Here is an 18,432-nt window from a genome sequence, read left to right on the forward strand (position 1 = left end):
TCCCTAACTAAGCAAGCCCCTGCGCCAGCTCTCCCACCGGGGCCACAACCTTAGGCCCAAACGGCGGCCTGAAAGAACGCAGGCGCAGGGCGTTGGACAGCACAAATAGCGAAGAGAGGCCCATGGCCGCTCCGGCCAGCATGGGCGAGAGCAGCCAGCCCGTAAATGGGTACAAGGCCCCTGCCGCCACTGGAATCAGGAGCACGTTGTAGGCAAAGGCCCAGAACAGGTTGAGCTGGATGTTACGCAAGGTGGCCCGCGAGAGCGCAATGGCGTTCGGCACACCCCGCAGGTCGCCCGAGATCAGGATCACATCGGCAGTCTCGATAGCCACGTCGGTTCCGCTGCCAATGGCGATACCCACATCGGCCTGGGCCAGCGCGGGCGCATCGTTGATGCCATCGCCCACGAAGGCCACCTTTTGGCCCTTGTTCTGGAGTGCCCGCACCGCCTCGGCCTTACCGTCCGGCAGAACCTCGGCCTGCACCTCGTCGATACCAAGCTGGCGGGCAATGGCGTGGGCGGCGCGGGTATGGTCGCCGGTAATCATAGCCACCTTGAAGCCCTGGCGGTGCAGGGCGGCAATGGCCTCCGGGCTACCCTCTTTGATGGGATCGGCCACCGCCAGAATCGCCGCCAGTTTTCCGTTAATTGCGGCGTAGAGGGGGGTCTTGCCCGCATCGGCCAGGCGGGCGGCCTCGCTACCGAAGACCGAGACATCCAACCCCAACCGCGCCATGTAGCGATCAGCCCCCACGTCCACGCGGACGATCCCCGGTTGGGACAGACCGCTATCGCGGCTGTTCACCGGGCGGACGATCCCCTCTTGGGACAGACGGCTATCGCCGCTGTTCACCGGGCGGACGATCCCCGGTTGGGACAGACCGCTATCGCGGCTGTTCACCGGGCGGACGACGCCCACCTGGCCGCTCACCCCGAGGCCGGGGAAAGCCTCGAAGCCCTGCGGCTCGCTGAGCGGTAGCCCTCTGGCCTGGGCCACCTGCACGATGGCGCGGGCGATGGGGTGCTCCGACTTCTGCTCGAGGGAGGCCACCAGCGCGAGCACCTCAGCCTCGTTGAAGCCTGGGGCCACCTCGAGGTCGGTCAGTTCGGGCCTGCCCCTTGTGAGGGTTCCGGTCTTGTCGAGGGCCACCACCCGGGCCTCTTGCAGCGTCTGCAGCGCCTCACCCTTGCGGAAAAGCACCCCCAGCTCGGCGGCCTTGCCGGTGCCCACCATGATGCTCACCGGGGTGGCCAGGCCCATGGCGCAGGGGCAGGCGATAATCAGCACCGCCACGGTGTTGACCAGGGCAAAGGTGAGGGCATTTTCACCGCCAAACACCAGCCACACCAAGGCCGTAAGGGCAGCGATGGCCAGCACGATGGGCACAAAGACCGCCACCACCCGGTCGGCCAGGTTCTGGATGGGGGGTTTGGAAGCCTGGGCGTTTTCGACCAGCCTAATAATCTGCGCCAGCACGGTGCCTTCGCCCACCGCCGTGGCCCGAAAGGTGAGGGTTCCGTTCTGGTTGATGGTTCCCCCAATCACCCTGTCCCCCTCGGTTTTACGTACCGGGATGGGCTCGCCGGTGATCATGGACTCGTCCACGTAGCTCTGTCCCGAGACCACCACCCCGTCCACCGGGATTTTTTCACCGGGCCGAACCACCACCAAATCGCCTGCCAGCACCTCGTCCACGGGGATTTCCCGCTCGAGCGTCCCCTCCACCACCCGCGCGGTCTTGGCCTGCAGCGAGAGCAGCCGCCGCATGGCTTCGGAGGTGCGGCCTTTGGCCAGGGCCTCGAGGTACTTGCCCAGGAGTATCAGGGTAATGACCACCCCCGCCGCCTCGAAATAGGCATGGCGGGCCTGCGGGGGAAAGAGGCCTGGAAAAAGCACCACCCCCAAGCTGTAAAAGTAGGCCGCGCTGGTGCCCAGCATCACCAGGCTGTTCATATCGGGCGAGCCTGAGCGCAGGCTCTGCCAGCCGTGGCGGTAAAAGCGCAGGCCCGGGCCAAACTGAATGGGGGTAGCCAGGGCCAGCATCACCCAGTTTAGGCTGCTCATCACGCCGTGCCCAAAGGTGGCCATCAGCCAGGCCTCTAGGGGTGGGAAGAGCATCGGCAGCATGGCGACCAGGAAGAGGGGCAGGGCGAATACCGCCGAGATGAGCAGTGCGCGGCGCAGATCGGCCACTTCTTTGGCACGGGCCTCGCGCTCGAGGTCGGCCCGGCCCTGGCCCGTTCCCAGCTCGAGCACGCCGTAGCCCGCCTCGCGGATGGCCCGCTTGAACTGGGCCACGCTGGTGCTGGCCGGAAGGTACTTCACCCAAGCCCGCTCGGTAGCCAGGTTGACGCTGGCCTCCAGCACCCCCTCCAACTTCTTCAAGGCCCGCTCCACCCGGTTCACACAGGCCGCGCAGGTCATGCCGGTCACGCCCAGTTCGACCTCGGCCACCACCGGGGTGTAGCCCGCCTCGCGCACCTTCTCCAGCAGGGCCTGGGAGGTGGTCTTTTGGGGGTCGTAGACCACGTGAGCGTGCTCGGTTGCCAGATTGACCGAGACCGCCTCCACCCCTTCAAGCTTCTTCAGCCCGCGTTCCACCCGGTTCACACAGGCCGCGCAGGTCATGCCCTGGACGCCGATTTGCAGCTCTTTGCTCATACCTTACCCATAGCCCTTAGCGGTACTTGAGAACCTCCATCAGCTCTTCCACCATCTGCTTGGTGTCGCCCCGCTGGGCGGCGCTGGCTACGTGGTGCTCGAGGTGGCTCTTGAGCACCATCTCCCCCACCTTGTCGAGGGCCCCCTGCACGGCCTTGATCTGCTTGAGCACGTCCACGCAGTAAGGCTCACCCTCGAGCATCTTGAGGACGCCCTCGAGGTGCCCCCTGGCCGAAAGCAGCCGGTTGCGGGCCTCCTGGCGCACCTTGGGGTCGAGGTGCAGGGTGTGTTCGTGCGTCATTCAAGCCACCCGAGCGGTATAGCCCTCTTCCTGCACCGCCTCGATCAGCTTCTCCACCGGCGCCGTCCCGCTCACGGTAGCCCGGCCCTCTTGCAGCGAAACCTCCACCTGCTCGACCCCCGGTACCTTTTTGAGGGCTTCGGTCACGTGGCGCACGCAGTTGTTACAGCTCATACCTTCAATCTTGAGTTGGGTCATGGTCACCTCCACGGCCCCAGTATACCCTCCCCCCCTGGGGTGGGGTAAGGACAAAAGTCACGATTGCCTGGACGAAGGTAACGCTTCCTTCAGCTTCGGTTAAGAATCCACCATGCCTCCCCTTCAGTTTTCAGGAGCATCCTCTAAAACAGGAGGAAGAGCCATGTACAAGACCCTGCGCAACCTCGCCGGACTCACCCTGTTGGGCCTGCTGGCCGCTTGTGGAACCCAGCAAACCCAGAGCACCCTAACCCAGGCCGATGCCCAGGCCCTCTCCGAAGCCGCCCAGGGCGACCTGCAACTCACCGGCGCCATGCTGGGGGATGCCAGCAGCGCAGCCTTGAGCGCCCAGGGGCAAGTAGACAGCCTGGATGCCAACGCCCAGACCTGGGGTCTGCCCCGCCGCATCCACCTGTTCTTGCGGGCGGTAGGGGTGCTGTACCTGCCCCCTTCGGGCAGCGGGAACTGCGCCATCAGCACCAGCCCTTCCCCGCTAGTAGATGCCGACGATGATGGTGTGCCCGCCAACGCCACAACATCCTATGATTGCAGCTACACTGGCTCCGGCGGCATCAGCTACAACCTGAATGGCTCCATTAGCCTCCAGGACACCAACGACAACCAGCCCTATAGCGGCTATAGCGTCACCTTCACCAATTTCAAAGCGCGGGTCAGTGGCGACAACCGCTCCGTGGAGCGCACCCTGAACGGTAGCTACTCGATTGACAAGCAAGACGCCACCCTCTTCAAGATCAGCAAGAACTACACCCATAGCGTGAGCAAGACCGTTTTCAACAACACCTACACCGGCTCGCTGGTCTTCAACGTCAGCAAGACCTATGCCCCCGACAACGACGGCAACAGCAACCCCTGGGATGCCGGCACCATCACGGTGGACAAAAACAACCCCGGCAGCGCTACCTGGACACGCGGCAACAACACCCGCAGCCTGATCTGGTACACCGACCCCACCCTGCACTGGAACCGCACGGCCTGCCAGAACCCCCTGGGTCGGATGATGAACTTTGACAATGGGGCTAAGGAATTTGTCTACACCAACCCGGCAGGCCAAACGTCTACCCTGCGGATCGAGTTTAGCGGCTGCGGCCAGTTCAGCGTGACCCTGAACGGGCAGCCGGTGCAGCCGTAGCAAACGCCAACCAAAGCCACCCCCGTACGGGGGTGGCTTTGTCTATCGCACTCTTCACAGACGTGGCCTCCCCTCCAGGAAGCCACTGTGCTATGCAGGGTCAAGTTGGCAAGCAGCTCGATGATTATGAAGAGTGCTCTATTTACGGGGCCGCTTGATGGTCTCGATCTGGGCTCCGTTATGCAGCACAGAAGTGAAAAGCTCCCACAGGTTTACCGCCAGCTCGGGCTCGGTGGTGAGCTGGGTAAAGCGAAAATAGGCCGCATCGCCTGAGGGCAGCACGAAGGTGGGTGTGTCAAATACCCCCAGCTCACCGGCTTGTTCCAGGTCGCGGGCCAGCTCGAGCCGTCGGCTCTCCTCGTCTTCCAGGTCGGCCATAAAGCGCTCCAGATCCAGCCCGGCCCGGCTGACCGCATCCACCAGGGTCTGGTCTTCGTCCAGCTTGCGCCTTTCCTGGTGACGCAGGCGAAACAGCTCGAGGGCAAAGCGCAGGTGGGCGGCCTTGCCTTGCTGCCGTGCAGCATGGGAGGCCAGGAAAGCCCGCAGCGATCTGGGGCCTTCCAGGGGTTGTTCGACCAGCTTCCAGGTCGGAGCATTGCGAGGAAGACTGGCATTCTCGGGGTGGTTGCCCTGCTCGAGGCTGTAGTGCCGAATTTCAAAGTCCAGGGCAAGCTGGGGGGCCACCACATAGGCCAGCTCGAGGCCCCGCCAGGCAAAAGGGCACAGGTAATCGAGGTAGACCGTAACGCGCTGCATCTTCAATCACCAAAGTACTCGTAGGTGTGCGAACCTTCCAGGCCCAGCATCAGGTCGAGGTTCTGCACCGCTGCCCCCGAAGCCCCCTTGCCCAGGTTGTCGAAACGGGCCACCAGCAAAGCCTGTTCCTGCGCGGGGTTTTCGTAGACGAAGAGCTCGAGCAGGTTGGTGCCGCTCAGGGCCTCCGGGTCGAGCACCGGGTGGTACTGGCCGTAGGTTTCCAGGGGCATCACCCGCACGAAGCGCTGGCCCTGGTAGCGCACCACCAGGGCTTCGTGCAGCTCGGCAGCGGTCACCTTGTTGGGCAGGGCCCAGAGGTGTACCGGGATGAAGTCCAGCATGCCCTGGCGAAAGCGCCCCACCGCCGGGGTAAAGATGGGGGGGTGTTGTAGACGCGAATAGTGGGTCATCTCGGGGATGTGTTTGTGGGTAAGCTCGAGGCCATAGGCCCGGTAGTTCCCCGCCAGCCGGTGCTCTCCCCGGCCTTCCATGGCGTCTATTAGCGACCGCCCCCCGCCGGAGTAGCCCGAGATGGCGCTCACCGAAGCGGCAAAATCCGCAGGCAGAAGCCCCCCGTCCACCAGGGGCCGCAGCAGGGCAATCACCCCGGTGGGGTAACAGCCGGGGTTGGAGACGAAGCGCGCTTGGCGGATCTGCTCGGGCTGCTCGGGGCTTAGCTCGGGAAAGCCATATACCCAGCCCTCCGCCACCCGGTGGGCCGAGCTGGCGTCCAGCAGGCGGGTATGGGGGTTTTCCAGCATTCCCACCGCGGCTTTGGCCAAGTCGTCGTGCAGGCAGAGGATGGCCACATCCACCGCATTCAGCAGGCGCTTGCGCTCGAGTTCGTCCTTGCGTTTGGCAGGATCAATCGAAATGAGCTCTATATCGTCTCTATGCTGCAAACGGGCCCGGATTTGCAGGCCCGTAGTCCCGGCCTCGCCGTCAATGAAAACCTTGGGTTTACTCATGGGTTTTCCTTATTTGGCCCCCGGCCCAGGGCGACCAACCAACTTTCGAACGTGTGGGTGCTCATGGTTCGGCTGAATGCCCAGCCCTAGAAGCATCTGTCGAAGAAGAAACACTTGGGCCAGCGGTGACTTTACCTGCGGCTGGCCCACCTGCTTGCGCACGCGCTCGCTCTGCCCCATTACCCTAGCTTAGCAAATGGTACAGCAGCGCCTTCTGCGCGTGCAGCCGGTTCTCGGCCTGGTCGAAGACGCGGGACTTCTTGTGCAGGGTGGCTTCCTCGACCACCTCCTCGCCGTAGTGGGCCGGTAGGCAGTGCAGGAAAATGCCGTCGGGGTCAATCAGGTCGAGCATAGCCGGGTTGACCTGAAAACCGGCAAAGTCTTTGATTTTGCGCTTCTGGCTGGCCTCGGCCTCCTGGCCCATCGAGACCCAGACATCGGTATAGAGCACCTGGGCGCCCTCGGCCGCCGCCAGGGGGTCGTGGGTCAGGGTGATGTCGGCACCCAGCTTGAGCGCCTCCATATAGATGATGGCGTTGGGCTCGTAGCCGCGGGGGGTGGCAATGGTCAGCTTGGCTCCAGAGAGCACCGCGCACTGGATATGGGCGTTGGCCATGTTGTTGCCATCGCCAATGTAGGTAATCTTCAGGCCCTTGGTGTTGGGAAAGGTTTCCTCGATGGTCTGGTAGTCGGCCAGCAGTTGCACCGGGTGCAGCAGATCGGAAAGGCCGTTGATGACCGGCTTTGAAGAATACTGGGCCAGCTCCTCGAGGGTCGAGTGCAGGTAGACCCGGGCCATGATGCCCTCCACCCAGCGCTCGAGGTTGAGGGCAATGTCGCGCACCGGCTCGCGGGTGCCCAGGCCAATTTCGGAATTGGTCAGGTTAACCGCGTGCCCACCCAGTTGGTTCATGGCTACCTCAAAGGTGGTGCGGGTACGCAAGGAGGGCTTCTCGAAAATCATAGCCAGGGTCTGGCCCTCGAGGGGCCGCAACCCCTTAAAAGCCCCCCGCTTCATGGCATGGGCCGTATCGAGCACCGCCCGGTACTCGGTAGGCGATAGGTCGAGGTTGGAGAGGAAGTCGCGGCCTTTCAGGCTGGCAACCGGCTTGATGACATCAACCACAGGTACCTCCACAGGTGCCCCGCGCGCATAAAAACACACGCCTGGGGTTTGATTATACAAAGATCGGGCCCAAGCAAAACCTAAAGCAGCACGAGAGCTCGCCGGACACGTTGGTTGCTATTTATGGCGGACTGCTCCGAGCTAGATGGTCTCCAGCGCAACTTCAACCATCTGGTTGAAGGTCTCCTGCCTTTCTTGGGGGGTGGTCTTCTCGCGGGTAATCAGGTGGTCGCTGATGGTAACGATACACAACGCCTGTACCCCAAACTTGGCCGCCAGCGTGTAGAGCCCTGCGGCCTCCATCTCTACGGCCAGTACCCCAAACTGGGCCCAGAGCTGGTAGGGGTTGGGCAGGTCGTGGTAGAAGGTGTCGGTCGAAAGCACGTTGCCCACATGTACCGGCATACCCCTGGACTGGGCCTGCTCGTAGGCGCGGCGCATCAGGTCGAAGGTGGCGATGGGGGCGTAGTTCTGCCCCGAGAATCGCAGGTTGTTGATGGAAGAGTCGGTGCAGGCGGCCTGGGCGATGACCAGATCGCGCAGCTTGAGGTGCTCCGTGATGGCCCCGGCGGTACCGACCCGTATCAGGGTCTTGCAACCATAAAACTGAACCAGCTCGTGAATGTAGATGCTGGCCGAAGGAATGCCCATTCCGGTGCCCTGCACGCTAACCCGCTTGCCCTTGTAGGTTCCGGTATAGCCAAACATATTGCGCACCTGGTTGTAGAGCACCGGATTTTCCAGAAAGTTCTCGGCGATGTACTTGGCCCGCAGGGGGTCTCCCGGTAGCAGAATGGCTTCAGCAACAGCGCCTTGCGGAGCGGAGATATGTGGCGTCATGCCTGTACTTTATCCTGTTGTACCGGAATCACAAAAGTACGGTAAGGTTTTCCGCCAGAATCCAGACCTGCGTTCTGCCCCAGGCCTTCGCCGCCACCAGTCTACTTGGCGTACCCATCCGACCCCTCCTCGCTCGACTGCCGCAGGACGGCCAGCTCGAACTGGGTGGGGTTTTGGGCATGCAGGCGGGCCGTCTGATAGTCCACCCGGCCCTGGTAATACAGCGCCAGCAGGTTCTGGTCAAAGCTCTGGTAGCCCTCGAGGCCCTGTTCGCGCAGCACTTCGCGCAAGCGGTCGGTCTGGCTAGGCTGCTTGAGGGCCTCGCGGATACGCGGGGTCATGGTGATGACCTCGGTGATGGGAACCCGGTTGCCATCGGTGGTGGGCACCAGACGCTGATGAATGATGCCGAGCAGGCTTTCGGCCAGCAGCACCCGGTTGATGTTGCGCTCCCCCTGGTTAAAGAGCTCGAGCATTCGGTTCAGTACGCTGGTACTATCGCTGGAAACGAAGGTTGAGAGCACCAGGTGGCCCGTGTAAACCGCATTGAGCACTGCCGAGGCCGTGGCTGAGTCGCGGATTTCGCCAATTACAATCACATCGGCATTCTGGCGCATGGCCGCCAGCAGGGCCTTCTCGTAGGAGACCGCGTCGGAGCCTATTTCGCGCTGAATCACCGCAGAACGCTTGGGCCGGTGCAGGTACTCGATGGGGTCTTCCACCGTGACGATAATGCGGGTGTGGTGGGTGTTAATTTCGTCTACCAGGCGGGCCAGGGTGGTGGATTTTCCTGCCCCAATGGGCCCCGTAACCAGCACCAGACCCCGGCGTTGTTCGCGGAAGAACTCGAGGTACCCCTGGCGCAAATTAACCTTGCTGAGGTCGGTATCCTCACTGCTGAGGGTGTGCAAAACAGCACTGATGGAACCCCGCTGGTAAAACAGGTTAACCCGTAGGCGGGTCAGGCCCGGCAGGCTATAGGCCACATCCACCTGACGAAAGGTGCGCAGGCGGGCTTTTTGTTGCGGTGTGCAGAGTTTTTCGACCAGGCTGGCCGTGAACTCGGGGGTAACCAGGCTCTGGCTGACGGTTTTTAGTTCATCTCCAATGCGGGCCAGCACCGGCATGCCGGCGTGAAGATGGATATCCGAAGCACCTTTATGTACCAGCAAGACGAGCATTTCTTCAAAATGCATAAGCGACCAAGGCAAAGGTTATCACTTTTTGCATAACCCCCTGCTCAAAATTCAAACCACCCGGCGTTACGTGTGTGGGCAAGGCTTTGCTTATGGCTTCTCCACGCGGCAAGGCACGCCATGCGGGGCTTTGGGCGTATTTGGCGTGCATCCCATCACCCAATCTACCGGAATGCACAGCGCGCGCCCCGGTGATAAAGACCTGCTGCTGCAAGCTGGAACATCCATTCCCGCGCCCCCAAGGGCAAGGGGCTTCTTGGGGCTGGTACAGCTAGTCGAAGGAAAAACCGTTGGCCAGCTGGGCCACCGGACGACCGGAGATGCGCTGCACAGCCTCGGGAAGGAGCGGCAGAATCACCTCGAGGGAGTCCTTGCTGCCTTGCGGCCCCCCTGGAAGATTGACGATCAGGGTTTTGCCGCGCACACCCGCCACCCCTCGAGATAGCACTGCCAGGGGGTTTTTCTTATAGGTTTCCATGCGGATCAGCTCGGCGATACCAGGGGCTTCTTTCTCCAGCATTTCGCGGGTGGCCTCGGGCGTGTGGTCACGGTTGCTGAGGCGGATGCTGCCCACCGTCAGGATGACATCCAGGCCATCGCGGTCGGTCCAGAGACGCAATACGCGCTTTATCTGAGCGGGCTCATCGGGAATAATCTCGTAACTGGCAATCTCGTAGGGCCCCAGGGCCAGGATCTCGCGCAACACGGCGTAGGTGCGGTCTTCAATCTCGCCGCGTGCTTCACGGTCGGAGATGGTGAGGATACCGACTCGAATCATTTAGTACAGAGTTTAGACCATAATGGTGTTAGCTTTGGGTTATATGTGGCACGAGAGCGTAACCCTGGAGGGTCGTTATATCCGGCTAGAGCCTTTGAACCTGGGGCATGCCCCGGCCATGCTCGAGCACTTCGATGCCGAAATGGTGCAGTATTTGAGCAATGCGCCCAGGGAGGCCACTCTCGAGGCCATGCAGAACTACATCCGCACCCTGCTGGCGGCCAAAGACCGGGTCAATTGGGCCATCATCAACAAGACCAGCGGCCAGATGGCAGGGCGTACCGGCTATGTGCGGGTCAACCCCGAGTACCGATCTTTAGAAACCACCACCTGGATTTTTTCCCCCTTTCAGGGGGGGTACGCCAACACCGAAAGCAAATACCTGCTGCTACGGAGGGCCTTCGAAAACCTGGGGGCGATTCGGGTGCAGTTCAGGGCCGATGCCCGCAATGTGCGTAGCTGTAAGGCCATCGAGAAGCTGGGCGCCACCTTCGAGGGTATCTTGCGTAAAGACCAAATTTATCCGAGCGGCCTCATCCGCAACACTGCGGTGTACTCGATTATCGACGACGAATGGCCCCAGGTGAAACAAGCGCTCGAGGCCCGGCTTTATCGCTAAAGCGCGGCTATCTAAAGCCCCCGTGCAGGGCCTGGTTTATGCCCGCAGCAAACCTCAAATCTGCCGCAAATCTTCCAGCAACTGCCAGCCCACCTCTTTGGGCGTGGCCTCGAGGTAGGGGCTTAGCTCCTGGCTCACCCATAGGGCCAGGGGTTTGAGTTCGGCGGGCTCCTGCTCGGTGCGCACCAGCAAGGTGACCTGATAAAACTGCTGGGTCTCGGTAGGGGTGCCGTCCTCGAAAAAGGTCATGGGAGGCCGTACCTTGTCAATCAGCACATGCACCTCCCCCAGCCGGCGGGGAATCGCCTCACGGGGGTCAAAGGGGAGTTCCTTGGGGTGCCACAAGTACCCCTGAAAAAGCTTGATGGCTTTCATCGCAATCACGTATCCGATTTTCGCCGCAGAAACAAAATACAAAAGTGGCTTTGGTCCGCCCCTCTGGAGAATACCTACTCCACCCGTGCCACCTCCACCCCATCCCGCAGGTACACCCTGGGCAAACGCGGGGAGAGCCGCACCGCAGGCTCGTAGCTCACGGTTCCGGTGAGCTCGGCCCAGCCCCACAGGCTGCTGGTGGGGTCGAAATCGGGGGTAACCACCTCAAACACCTGATCCAGGCTTACCGGCGCTGGAATCTTCACGGTAATCTGATCCATCGAGACCCGCCCCACCACTGGACAGATGCAAGGCTGGGGGTTCAGAGCTTCGGGTTCTGGGTAATAGCGAACCGTGGCCCGGTTGAAGACCAGGCGGGGCATTCCATCGGCATAGCCCACCGGCAGGGTGGCAATCCACTCGAGGCCCTGGGTGGTGTAAAGGCCGCCATAGCCGATTCTGCGCCCCGCCGGAAGCGCCTTGACCTGGGTGGGCTTGGCCAGCAGGCGGGCAATGGGTTTCAGTCCCAGACCCGGCAGCAGGCCGTACAGGCCGATGCCCGGGCGCACGGCACTAAAGCCGTAGGCGCTGTAGTTGAGGGCTCCAGCTGTGTTGCACAGGTGGTAGAAGTAGCCCGGCCCAAAAACCCGCCGCACCTGCTGAAACTGGGCCGTCTGCTCTCTTGTCCAGGGCTCATCTTCTTCTGCATCAGCAAAGTGGGAGTAGATGCCCTGGATGAGCAGGTTTTGGTAGCGGGCAAAGCGTTCTTTGACCAGCGCGGCCTCCTGGGGCTGGAAGCCCACCCGGCCCATGCCGGTGTCGAACTCGAGGTGCACCCTCACCGGTTTCCCCAGCGCGTTGAGGGCCTCGGCGCTCTCGAGGGTGGAGATAGAAGGAATCAGGTCTAGCTCTACCACTTCCTGGGCTTGTTGGGGGTGCAGGCTTCCCATCAACAAAATGCGGGCCACAATACCCGCCTTTCGCAGTTGGCGGGCCTCCTCGGTGGTCGCTACCGCCAGCCCCCAGGCCCCCAGGCGCAGCAATTCCTTGCCCACCTCCACCGCTCCATGGCCGTAGGCATTAGCCTTGACCACCCCAACCACCTGCACATTGCCCGCCCTGGCCCTTATCAGGTTGAAATTGTGGGCCAGGGCGTCAAAGTTTATTTCCAGCCAGGCAGGGCGCATGACAGACAGTTTACGGTCAAGCAGTGGTAGCCCAGAAAGGGTTATGGTGGTTGGCTTGCTGGCAAAACAATTCCAGGGCAGACCGCCAAAGTGTTTCTTCACCAATGGATCGGGCGAACGGGATGCGCTCTTATCACGGTTCCCAACAATTACCCTACGCGCGTTTACCCAGTACAGCAAAAACCGCTGTACTGGGTATTCGTGAGAACCCCTCTTATACCAGATTCAAAAAGATACTCTTCAAACAAAAAACATCAAGGGGCTATCTTTTTGAATCCTAGAGCACTCCCTTCGGTCGGGTTAGTTCGTCACCGTTCGGTGACGAACTAACCGAATCTGGTATTATATGAACCCCACCTGAAGCTTTCTGTTTAGGGCAGGTCAGAGCCGACCGAATGCAAGGGCAGCTCCTGGCGCAGCTTCAGGTGGGGGCCCCAGCAAAAAGAACAAATCGAAGACATTTTACTTCAGTTCTACTTCCACATTGGTCATTTGGAAGTCTTCAACCACCACGCCCGTGGCCTGCCCAGTTACCGGAGCGCCGCCCACAGCAGCGCTTGCGCTCACGCTGTAGGTACCGGGCGGCAATGTGGCGAAAGTATATTTGCCGTCTGGGTCAGCCTGGCTGCTCGTAGCCACCGTAACACCGCTGGCATCCTTTACCTCTACAGCTACGTTGCTGGGAGCCGAGGCCGATTTGAGCGAGACCCTAATCCCACCGGTCAGTTCAAATTCGGCATTGACTGTGGTGGTGGTATTGGCAGGTATCGAGACAGTTTTCCGGGTCAGGTAAACCACGCCCTCGGGGGTCTGAAAACGGAAGGTAAACTCGTAGGAAGCCGGCGCTGCCAGCGCCAGGAAGCTATACAAACCATCGGCGCTGGTGGTGGTGAGGTAGGTGTTGTTGGCCGACCGGGCCTCCACCAAAGCATCCTGCACGGGGCGGCCCCCTTTGAAGGCAACCCTGCCGTTCACAGCACCAGAAGCCACATCACCGCTGGCTTTGACCACTGGCTTAAGCATGTAGCGGCCGTTGCCCGTTCGCACCAGCGAGCGGCCGAGGTCGAAGGCCAGCGTAAGGGTGGTGATGGCATCTACCCGCACGTCGAGCCTACCCTGGATTACCAGCTTGAGGCCGGTTTGCTGTCCGCTGGGGATATGCAACGGTATCTTGCTGCCATCTTTCATGACCAGGTAGACCGATAGGGCTTCGGTGCCCGGCTCGACGGGCGAAAACAGGCGGAACTGGGTGTACACCCCTGCCGGGATGGTGCCTTTTACTATGGGCGTAGCTCGGTTCGACAGGGTCAACAAGTCCAGATCGGGCTTGCCGTCTGCATCGCTGTCGCCCAGCGCGGGGTTGGGCTCGAGGCCAACCACCCGTCCCCCCTCCCCTACCAGCTCAATGCGATCCAGGTTGACCACCACCCTGGCAATCTGTGAGAGGTCGGTTTTGGGGCGGTCCAGCGGCTTTAGGGAAGACACCGACTGAACCAATGTGCTGCTCGACAGATCGGCGGCTACCAGCAGGGCCTGAAAGTTGGGCTGTTTGACACTGGCAGGCGAGGAGTTACAACCTGCGATGAGTGGCGCCAGCAAAAAGGCCACAAACAAGCTCCGGAAAAATGTAGGGTTCATGCTTCCTCCGGCCAGGTTCCCACCCCAGGGGGCTAGAACCGGACTAAGCAGAGTCTAGTAAGGGGCAATTAATCGGGGGTAAACGCCTCAGGCATTATGAGCGCAAAGTAAAGACTTGGTAAAGGTTGCACCCCTGCCCCACCGGCTACCCATCCGGGAGGCCACTGTGTTGTGCAGGACAAAGCAATCTAGTTGTGAGCAGCTCAATACTTGTGAAGAGCGCTCTAAACTTTACGAATCTTCATGCTCTGCACCTGGCCGGTTTCGGCATTGATGCGGAAGATTTTGTACTCGCGGGTGCGGGCCGCATCGCCTAAGCTCAGGTAGGCGGTGGGCTCACGTACCACAAAGGAAAGCGTGACTTCCCAAAACTGATTGTCGGGTGTGAGCTCGACCTCCTCCAGCCGCAGTTCGGGAATTTGCTTTTCGCTAAACAGGGTTTGGATATACTCGGTGGCAATCTTGACCGCTTCTTTGACCTCGAGCATAGATAAAGCGATTGTACCGCACCAGACGTCGCCTCTGGTGTAAGCTAACTAGCGTGCCGCGCAAAATTATCCTCGACTGCGACCCCGGACACGACGACGCCATCGCCATGATGCTGGCCCTGGCCAGCGAGGAGCTCGAGGTTTTGGGTATTACCACAGTTTTTGGCAATGTGGGCCTCGAGCGCACCACCCGCAACGCCCTGGTGGTGCGGGAAGTGCTGGGCAAAAGGGTGCCCATCTATGCCGGATCCGACCGCCCTTTGGTGCGCGAGCGCATCAGTGCCGAGGCCGTCCACGGGGTCTCGGGGCTGGAAGGCCCCCACCTACCCACCCCCACCGGCCAGGCCGAGCCCCTGCACGCCGTACATTTCATCATCGAGCAGGTGCTCAAATACCCCGGCGAGGTCACGCTGGTACCGGTGGGCGCCCTGACCAACATCGCACTGGCCATGCGCCTGGAGCCCCGCATCATTCCCCAGATTCGCGAAATTGTTCTGATGGGCGGCTCAATTGACATCGGCAACTGGACCCCCAGCGCAGAGTTCAACATTCTGTGTGACCCCCATGCTGCCAAAATAGTCTTTGAGGCCGGGGTTCGAGTGGTAATGATGGGTCTCAACCTGACCCACCAGACCGTGGCCCATCCCGCCCGGATAGAGCGCTTCCGTGCCCTAAGGACGCGGGTGGGGACGTTTGTGGCCGAGTTGCTCGAGTTCTTCCGCGAGCATCATATAAAGCGCTACAAGTGGGACGGAGCTCCCATCCACGATGCCTGTGCAGTGGCTTATTTGTTGCGCCCCGAGCTGTTCAAAACCGCCCTGTTTAACGTGGAGATTGAAGCCAACGAAGGACTGGCTTTCGGGCGCACGGTCTGCGATTACTGGCACGTGACCGGCAAAGCGCCCAACTGTGAGGTGGGCCTCGAGGTCGATGTGGATGGTTTCTACGACCTGCTGGTAGAGCGCATCGCTCGCTACGAATAGTCCAGTTTGTTGTCGGTGGCCCAGGCCCGCGCCTTCGGCTGGCTGCGTCCGGTATAAGCTATAGGCCATGAGCATCGTCGTGGTTGGGAGCATCAACATGGATCTGGTGGTACGGGTCAAACGGCATCCCCTGCCAGGAGAAACCCTGTTGGGCTCAGACTACGAGACCCACCACGGGGGCAAAGGGGCCAACCAGGCGGTAGCAGCCGCCCGCATGCTGGCCCGCAGCGCCCAGCCCAGCAAAGGGGTCATTTCCGGCCAGGGCCTGGGCGTGCGCATGATTGGGCGGGTTGGGCAGGATGAGTTTGGCAATCAGCTTCGCAACGCCCTCAAGCGCGAGGGCATCAACGTACACGCCACCATCCCCATCGCCGCCCCCACTGGGGTGGCCTTTATTGCGGTCAACGAAGAAGGACAAAACACCATCATCGTCTCGCCTGGGGCCAACCACCGCCTCCGGCCCGAAAACCTCTCCCCCGCCGAGTTCGAGGGGGCGCGGGTGGTGGTATTGCAGCTCGAGATTCCCCTCGAGACCGTGCGCCGGGCTGCCGAGCTGGGCCGACAGGCCGGGGCCAGGGTCATCCTCAACGCCTCGCCGGCGCAGCTACTGCCCAACAAGCTGCTCGAGCACACCGACATCCTGGTGGCAAACGAAAGCGAAGCCTATGGCCTGACCGGGGTACAGCCCGATTCGCCCGAGATGGCCCTCGAGGTAGCCCAGGTACTGGCCGAAAAAGTGCCCACCGTAATCATCACCCTGGGCGAACAGGGCGCGGTATGGGTAGCCCCCGAGGGCAAAGGCCACCAGCCGGTTCCCAAAGTAGAGGCCATTGATACCACTGGGGCTGGGGATGCTTTTATTGGGGCGCTGGCCACCGCCATCTGCGAAGGCAGGTCTCTGTCCCGGGCCGTGGAACTTGGCTGTGTGGCCGGGGCCCTGGCAGCCACCAAGGCGGGGGCCCAGTCTTCGCTGCCCTGGCGTGAGGATGTATTCGCCCGGCTCGAGCCCTGAAGGCTACCCATCGCCCGGCCTTGTTTTTGATAGTCTGCAATTGGTGCTGCTATCGATCTATCATCTAACGGAGTACGTTTACCCTGATGAAGCGCGGGACTCCTTCAACGAGCTGTGGCTCTACCCGGTAGACGACCATCGCCAGGGGCTTCTGGAGTTTCGCCTTCACATCGCGCCCCACACCATGCCCCGTAGCCGCCAGGATTATTTTCATAACCGGGTCTACAGTTTTCATGTCAATCACCCCCACCAGCAACTGCGGGTGGAAATGCAGGCCAGGGTTTTGACGTTTACCGCGCCAGAGCCGCTGCCAGTGCCAGTGCAGGCCCTGAGCAACCTGGAATCCAGGTTTTTTGAGTTCCTGGCCCCCACCCCCCGGGTGCCCCTGCATTACAACTGGCTCGAGCTGCTGAGCCTGCGCCGCCCCCACCCTCACGAAAGCCTGCACGCTTACTTGCTGGAAGTAACCGAGCATCTGTATCGGAGCTTCCGCTACGACACCACGGCCACCCAGGTAGACACCCCGCTCATCCAGTTTGTGGAAGGCAGGGCTGGGGTCTGCCAGGACTACGCCCAGGCCATGCTGGCCGTGCTACGCAGTGTGGGGATCCCAGCCCGGTATGTTTCGGGATACCTGGCTACCGGGGTGGGTTCACAAGGCAGCCATGCCTGGGTTGAGGCCTTTGTGCCAGGCTCGGGCTGGTATGGCTACGATCCCACCAACAACTCGGTCATAACTGAGCGGTATGTCAAAAAGGCCCACGGGCGCGACTACGACGACTGCCCCCCGATCAAAGGGCTCCGCCGGGGCGGCGGCAAAGAGCACCTGCAGGTGTTGGTCAGGGTCGAGGCGGTGTAACGCTGTCCAGGAGACATCCGCGCATAGTGCACCCATCTGTTCCAACCAACACAGCGCGTCGGCGTGGTTGTGGCTTTGTTGCCGAGGGAAATGGCAATTAGGGTTCAGCCTAGCGGTTGCGGGCCGGACGCAAGGCGGTCTGGGTGGGCAGGCGGTAGCCGTGGTCGTCAGGGGCATCATCGGTCGCGGCAGTAATCACCCGGCCCGACTTCAGGCGGGTTCCTTCGCCCACCAGCCAGACCGCACCCCAGGGGCGGTAGGTGCTGGTGAGGGTATCTTTGAGCACCCTGCCGTCGGAAAAGCGGATGGTGCGATAGACGTTCACTGTGGCCCCCTCGGCAGCCCAGTCTACCTGCACAAAGCGCTGGGGGGGCAGGTCGGGGCTAACGATGTAGCGGGTAGGTGGCGCGGGAATACGGGTTAGTGTAACTGGGCTGCTCCAAGTTACTTCGCGGTCTTTGCTGCCAAAGATGCGGAAAGTAATCTGGCTGCCGTTTACGCTGCTCTGGATCAGCAGGTAACCCGGGGTATCGTTTTTGAACTTGAGGTCCAGGGAAGGCAAAAACACCGCAGCATCGAGGCCGGTAGGCTGGTAGTAGCGAACCTGGTAGCTGTGCGGGCGGCGCTGCACGATGGGCAGGCCCGAGAAGTACGCTGCGCGGAAAAGGGTGGTCGAGACCTGGCACATTCCCCCGCCCACCCCCTCTACCGTCTGCTCACCGGAGATAACAAAGGCTTTTTTGAAACCGGTGCGTTCGGAAACCTCGCCCATCGCCCTGGCAAACGAGAAGGTTTCGCCGGGAGCAATCAGCACGCCGTTCAGGCGGCTGGCCCCGAGCTGGATGTTGTAGCCGCGTTCGTAGGACGAACCCGCAAAGGAGGTGGTGGCCTCAGCGAGTAGCTGGCGGATGCCGAGGCTGTAGTAATAAGGGGCCCCCAGGGGGTGCAGGGTGTGGTTTACAGGCAGTAAAAACTCCGTCTGGCCTGCCTTCAGGGCCTCGAGGTAGCGCTTTTTGGCTTCGGCCAGGTCGAAGCTGTGGCCCATCTGATCCTGTAGCACCCAGTCTTTTAGGGTGGCATTGTAGCGCCAGCGGGCCTCGAGCGCAGGCCGGGCGGCCCTGGTCAAGAGGGTTGGAAGCTGCCCCACCCCCCCAATCTTGATGCGCTGGGGCACCCCGATGGTCACAATCTGACCTTTTTCGATGCGGTTCTCCAGGGCATAGTAAACGCCATCCGGCCCCGCCAATGCCAGAGAAATCAAGCAAAAAACACCCAGAATAGCAGCCCGCATAC

General features: G+C 61.3%; 19 protein-coding genes. 5 read left to right on the forward strand and 14 right to left on the reverse strand.

All coding sequences use genetic code 11. From position 1 onward, the window contains the following. Nucleotides 1-7: 7 nt before the first annotated feature. The 3 genes from Q355_RS0102570 to Q355_RS0102580 are packed head-to-tail and all read right to left on the reverse strand — an operon-like array spanning nucleotide 8 to nucleotide 3,164. Nucleotides 8-2,665 carry a heavy metal translocating P-type ATPase gene (locus tag Q355_RS0102570; RefSeq protein WP_084496022.1) on the reverse strand — a complete coding sequence of 886 codons (2,658 nt, stop codon included), beginning with the start codon at nucleotides 2,663-2,665 and terminating at the stop codon, nucleotides 8-10. Nucleotides 2,666-2,681: 16 nt separating this feature from the next. Beyond that, on the reverse strand, nucleotides 2,682-2,966 hold the full coding sequence (locus tag Q355_RS0102575) for a metal-sensitive transcriptional regulator (protein WP_027876346.1): 285 nt from the start codon (nucleotides 2,964-2,966) through the stop codon (nucleotides 2,682-2,684). Continuing rightward, nucleotides 2,967-3,164, reverse strand: a complete 198-nt coding sequence (locus tag Q355_RS0102580) for a CopZ family metallochaperone (RefSeq protein WP_027876347.1) — start codon at nucleotides 3,162-3,164, stop codon at nucleotides 2,967-2,969. A 163-nt stretch (nucleotides 3,165-3,327) separates the two neighbouring features. Here Q355_RS0102580 and Q355_RS0102585 point away from each other — a divergent pair, with 163 nt between their 5' ends. Continuing rightward, entirely contained in the window at nucleotides 3,328-4,314 is a 987-nt protein-coding gene (locus Q355_RS0102585) for a hypothetical protein (RefSeq protein WP_027876348.1), read from the forward strand. A 138-nt stretch (nucleotides 4,315-4,452) separates the two neighbouring features. Here Q355_RS0102585 and Q355_RS0102590 read toward each other — a convergent pair whose 3' ends face one another. The 6 genes from Q355_RS0102590 to Q355_RS0102620 all read right to left on the reverse strand — a co-directional run bounded on the left by Q355_RS0102590 (nucleotide 4,453) and on the right by Q355_RS0102620 (nucleotide 9,978). Then, on the reverse strand, nucleotides 4,453-5,070 hold the full coding sequence (locus Q355_RS0102590) for a DsbA family oxidoreductase (RefSeq protein WP_027876349.1): 618 nt from the start codon (nucleotides 5,068-5,070) through the stop codon (nucleotides 4,453-4,455). Nucleotides 5,071-5,072: 2 nt separating this feature from the next. Further along, the gene (gene argC / locus Q355_RS0102595; protein WP_027876350.1) at nucleotides 5,073-6,038 is read right to left on the reverse strand and encodes an N-acetyl-gamma-glutamyl-phosphate reductase; all 966 of its coding nucleotides are present in this window, start codon (nucleotides 6,036-6,038) and stop codon (nucleotides 5,073-5,075) included. Between the two features lie 184 nt (nucleotides 6,039-6,222). Beyond that, complete coding sequence (gene argF, locus Q355_RS0102605) at nucleotides 6,223-7,164, reverse strand: ornithine carbamoyltransferase (protein WP_027876351.1); 942 nt, start codon at nucleotides 7,162-7,164, stop codon at nucleotides 6,223-6,225. Nucleotides 7,165-7,305: 141 nt separating this feature from the next. Further along, nucleotides 7,306-8,004, reverse strand: a complete 699-nt coding sequence (gene deoD, locus Q355_RS0102610) for a purine-nucleoside phosphorylase (RefSeq protein WP_027876352.1) — start codon at nucleotides 8,002-8,004, stop codon at nucleotides 7,306-7,308. 101 nt (nucleotides 8,005-8,105) lie between these two features. Then, nucleotides 8,106-9,200 (reverse strand): type IV pilus twitching motility protein PilT, encoded by a 1,095-nt coding sequence (locus Q355_RS0102615; RefSeq protein WP_027876353.1) that lies wholly within the window; start codon nucleotides 9,198-9,200, stop codon nucleotides 8,106-8,108. A 271-nt stretch (nucleotides 9,201-9,471) separates the two neighbouring features. Beyond that, the gene (locus Q355_RS0102620) at nucleotides 9,472-9,978 is read right to left on the reverse strand and encodes a MogA/MoaB family molybdenum cofactor biosynthesis protein (protein ID WP_027876354.1); all 507 of its coding nucleotides are present in this window, start codon (nucleotides 9,976-9,978) and stop codon (nucleotides 9,472-9,474) included. 22 nt (nucleotides 9,979-10,000) lie between these two features. On the opposite strand from Q355_RS0102620, the gene Q355_RS0102625 reads away from it, so the two are divergent. Further along, nucleotides 10,001-10,597: a GNAT family N-acetyltransferase gene (locus Q355_RS0102625; protein ID WP_245597463.1), complete on the forward strand. Its 597-nt coding sequence runs from the start codon at nucleotides 10,001-10,003 to the stop codon at nucleotides 10,595-10,597. Nucleotides 10,598-10,651: 54 nt separating this feature from the next. On the opposite strand, the gene Q355_RS0102630 is transcribed toward Q355_RS0102625, so the two are convergent. The 4 genes from Q355_RS0102630 to Q355_RS0102645 form a co-directional block, all read right to left on the reverse strand. Further along, nucleotides 10,652-10,972, reverse strand: a complete 321-nt coding sequence (locus Q355_RS0102630) for a DUF3208 domain-containing protein (protein WP_027876356.1) — start codon at nucleotides 10,970-10,972, stop codon at nucleotides 10,652-10,654. 74 nt (nucleotides 10,973-11,046) lie between these two features. Beyond that, on the reverse strand, nucleotides 11,047-12,159 hold the full coding sequence (gene alr / locus Q355_RS0102635) for an alanine racemase (protein ID WP_027876357.1): 1,113 nt from the start codon (nucleotides 12,157-12,159) through the stop codon (nucleotides 11,047-11,049). A gap of 462 nt (nucleotides 12,160-12,621) precedes the next feature. Then, nucleotides 12,622-13,797 (reverse strand): DUF4382 domain-containing protein, encoded by a 1,176-nt coding sequence (locus Q355_RS0102640; RefSeq protein ID WP_027876358.1) that lies wholly within the window; start codon nucleotides 13,795-13,797, stop codon nucleotides 12,622-12,624. 224 nt (nucleotides 13,798-14,021) lie between these two features. Next, nucleotides 14,022-14,285 carry a hypothetical protein gene (locus Q355_RS0102645; RefSeq protein WP_027876359.1) on the reverse strand — a complete coding sequence of 88 codons (264 nt, stop codon included), beginning with the start codon at nucleotides 14,283-14,285 and terminating at the stop codon, nucleotides 14,022-14,024. A 53-nt stretch (nucleotides 14,286-14,338) separates the two neighbouring features. On the opposite strand from Q355_RS0102645, the gene Q355_RS0102650 reads away from it, so the two are divergent. From Q355_RS0102650 to Q355_RS0102660, 3 genes are all read left to right on the forward strand, one after another. Beyond that, the gene (locus tag Q355_RS0102650) at nucleotides 14,339-15,268 is read left to right on the forward strand and encodes a nucleoside hydrolase (protein WP_027876360.1); all 930 of its coding nucleotides are present in this window, start codon (nucleotides 14,339-14,341) and stop codon (nucleotides 15,266-15,268) included. 67 nt (nucleotides 15,269-15,335) lie between these two features. After that, nucleotides 15,336-16,280 (forward strand): ribokinase, encoded by a 945-nt coding sequence (gene rbsK / locus Q355_RS0102655; RefSeq protein WP_027876361.1) that lies wholly within the window; start codon nucleotides 15,336-15,338, stop codon nucleotides 16,278-16,280. A 43-nt stretch (nucleotides 16,281-16,323) separates the two neighbouring features. Next, a complete protein-coding gene (locus Q355_RS0102660; RefSeq protein ID WP_027876362.1) occupies nucleotides 16,324-17,139 on the forward strand; it encodes a transglutaminase family protein in 816 nt (271 codons plus the stop codon). 109 nt (nucleotides 17,140-17,248) lie between these two features. On the opposite strand, the gene Q355_RS0102665 is transcribed toward Q355_RS0102660, so the two are convergent. Further along, complete coding sequence (locus tag Q355_RS0102665; RefSeq protein ID WP_027876363.1) at nucleotides 17,249-18,430, reverse strand: VanW family protein; 1,182 nt, start codon at nucleotides 18,428-18,430, stop codon at nucleotides 17,249-17,251. Between the last annotated feature and the right edge of the window lie 2 nt (nucleotides 18,431-18,432).

This window comes from Meiothermus cerbereus DSM 11376, from assembly GCF_000620065.1.
Lineage (GTDB): Bacteria > Deinococcota > Deinococci > Deinococcales > Thermaceae > Meiothermus > Meiothermus cerbereus.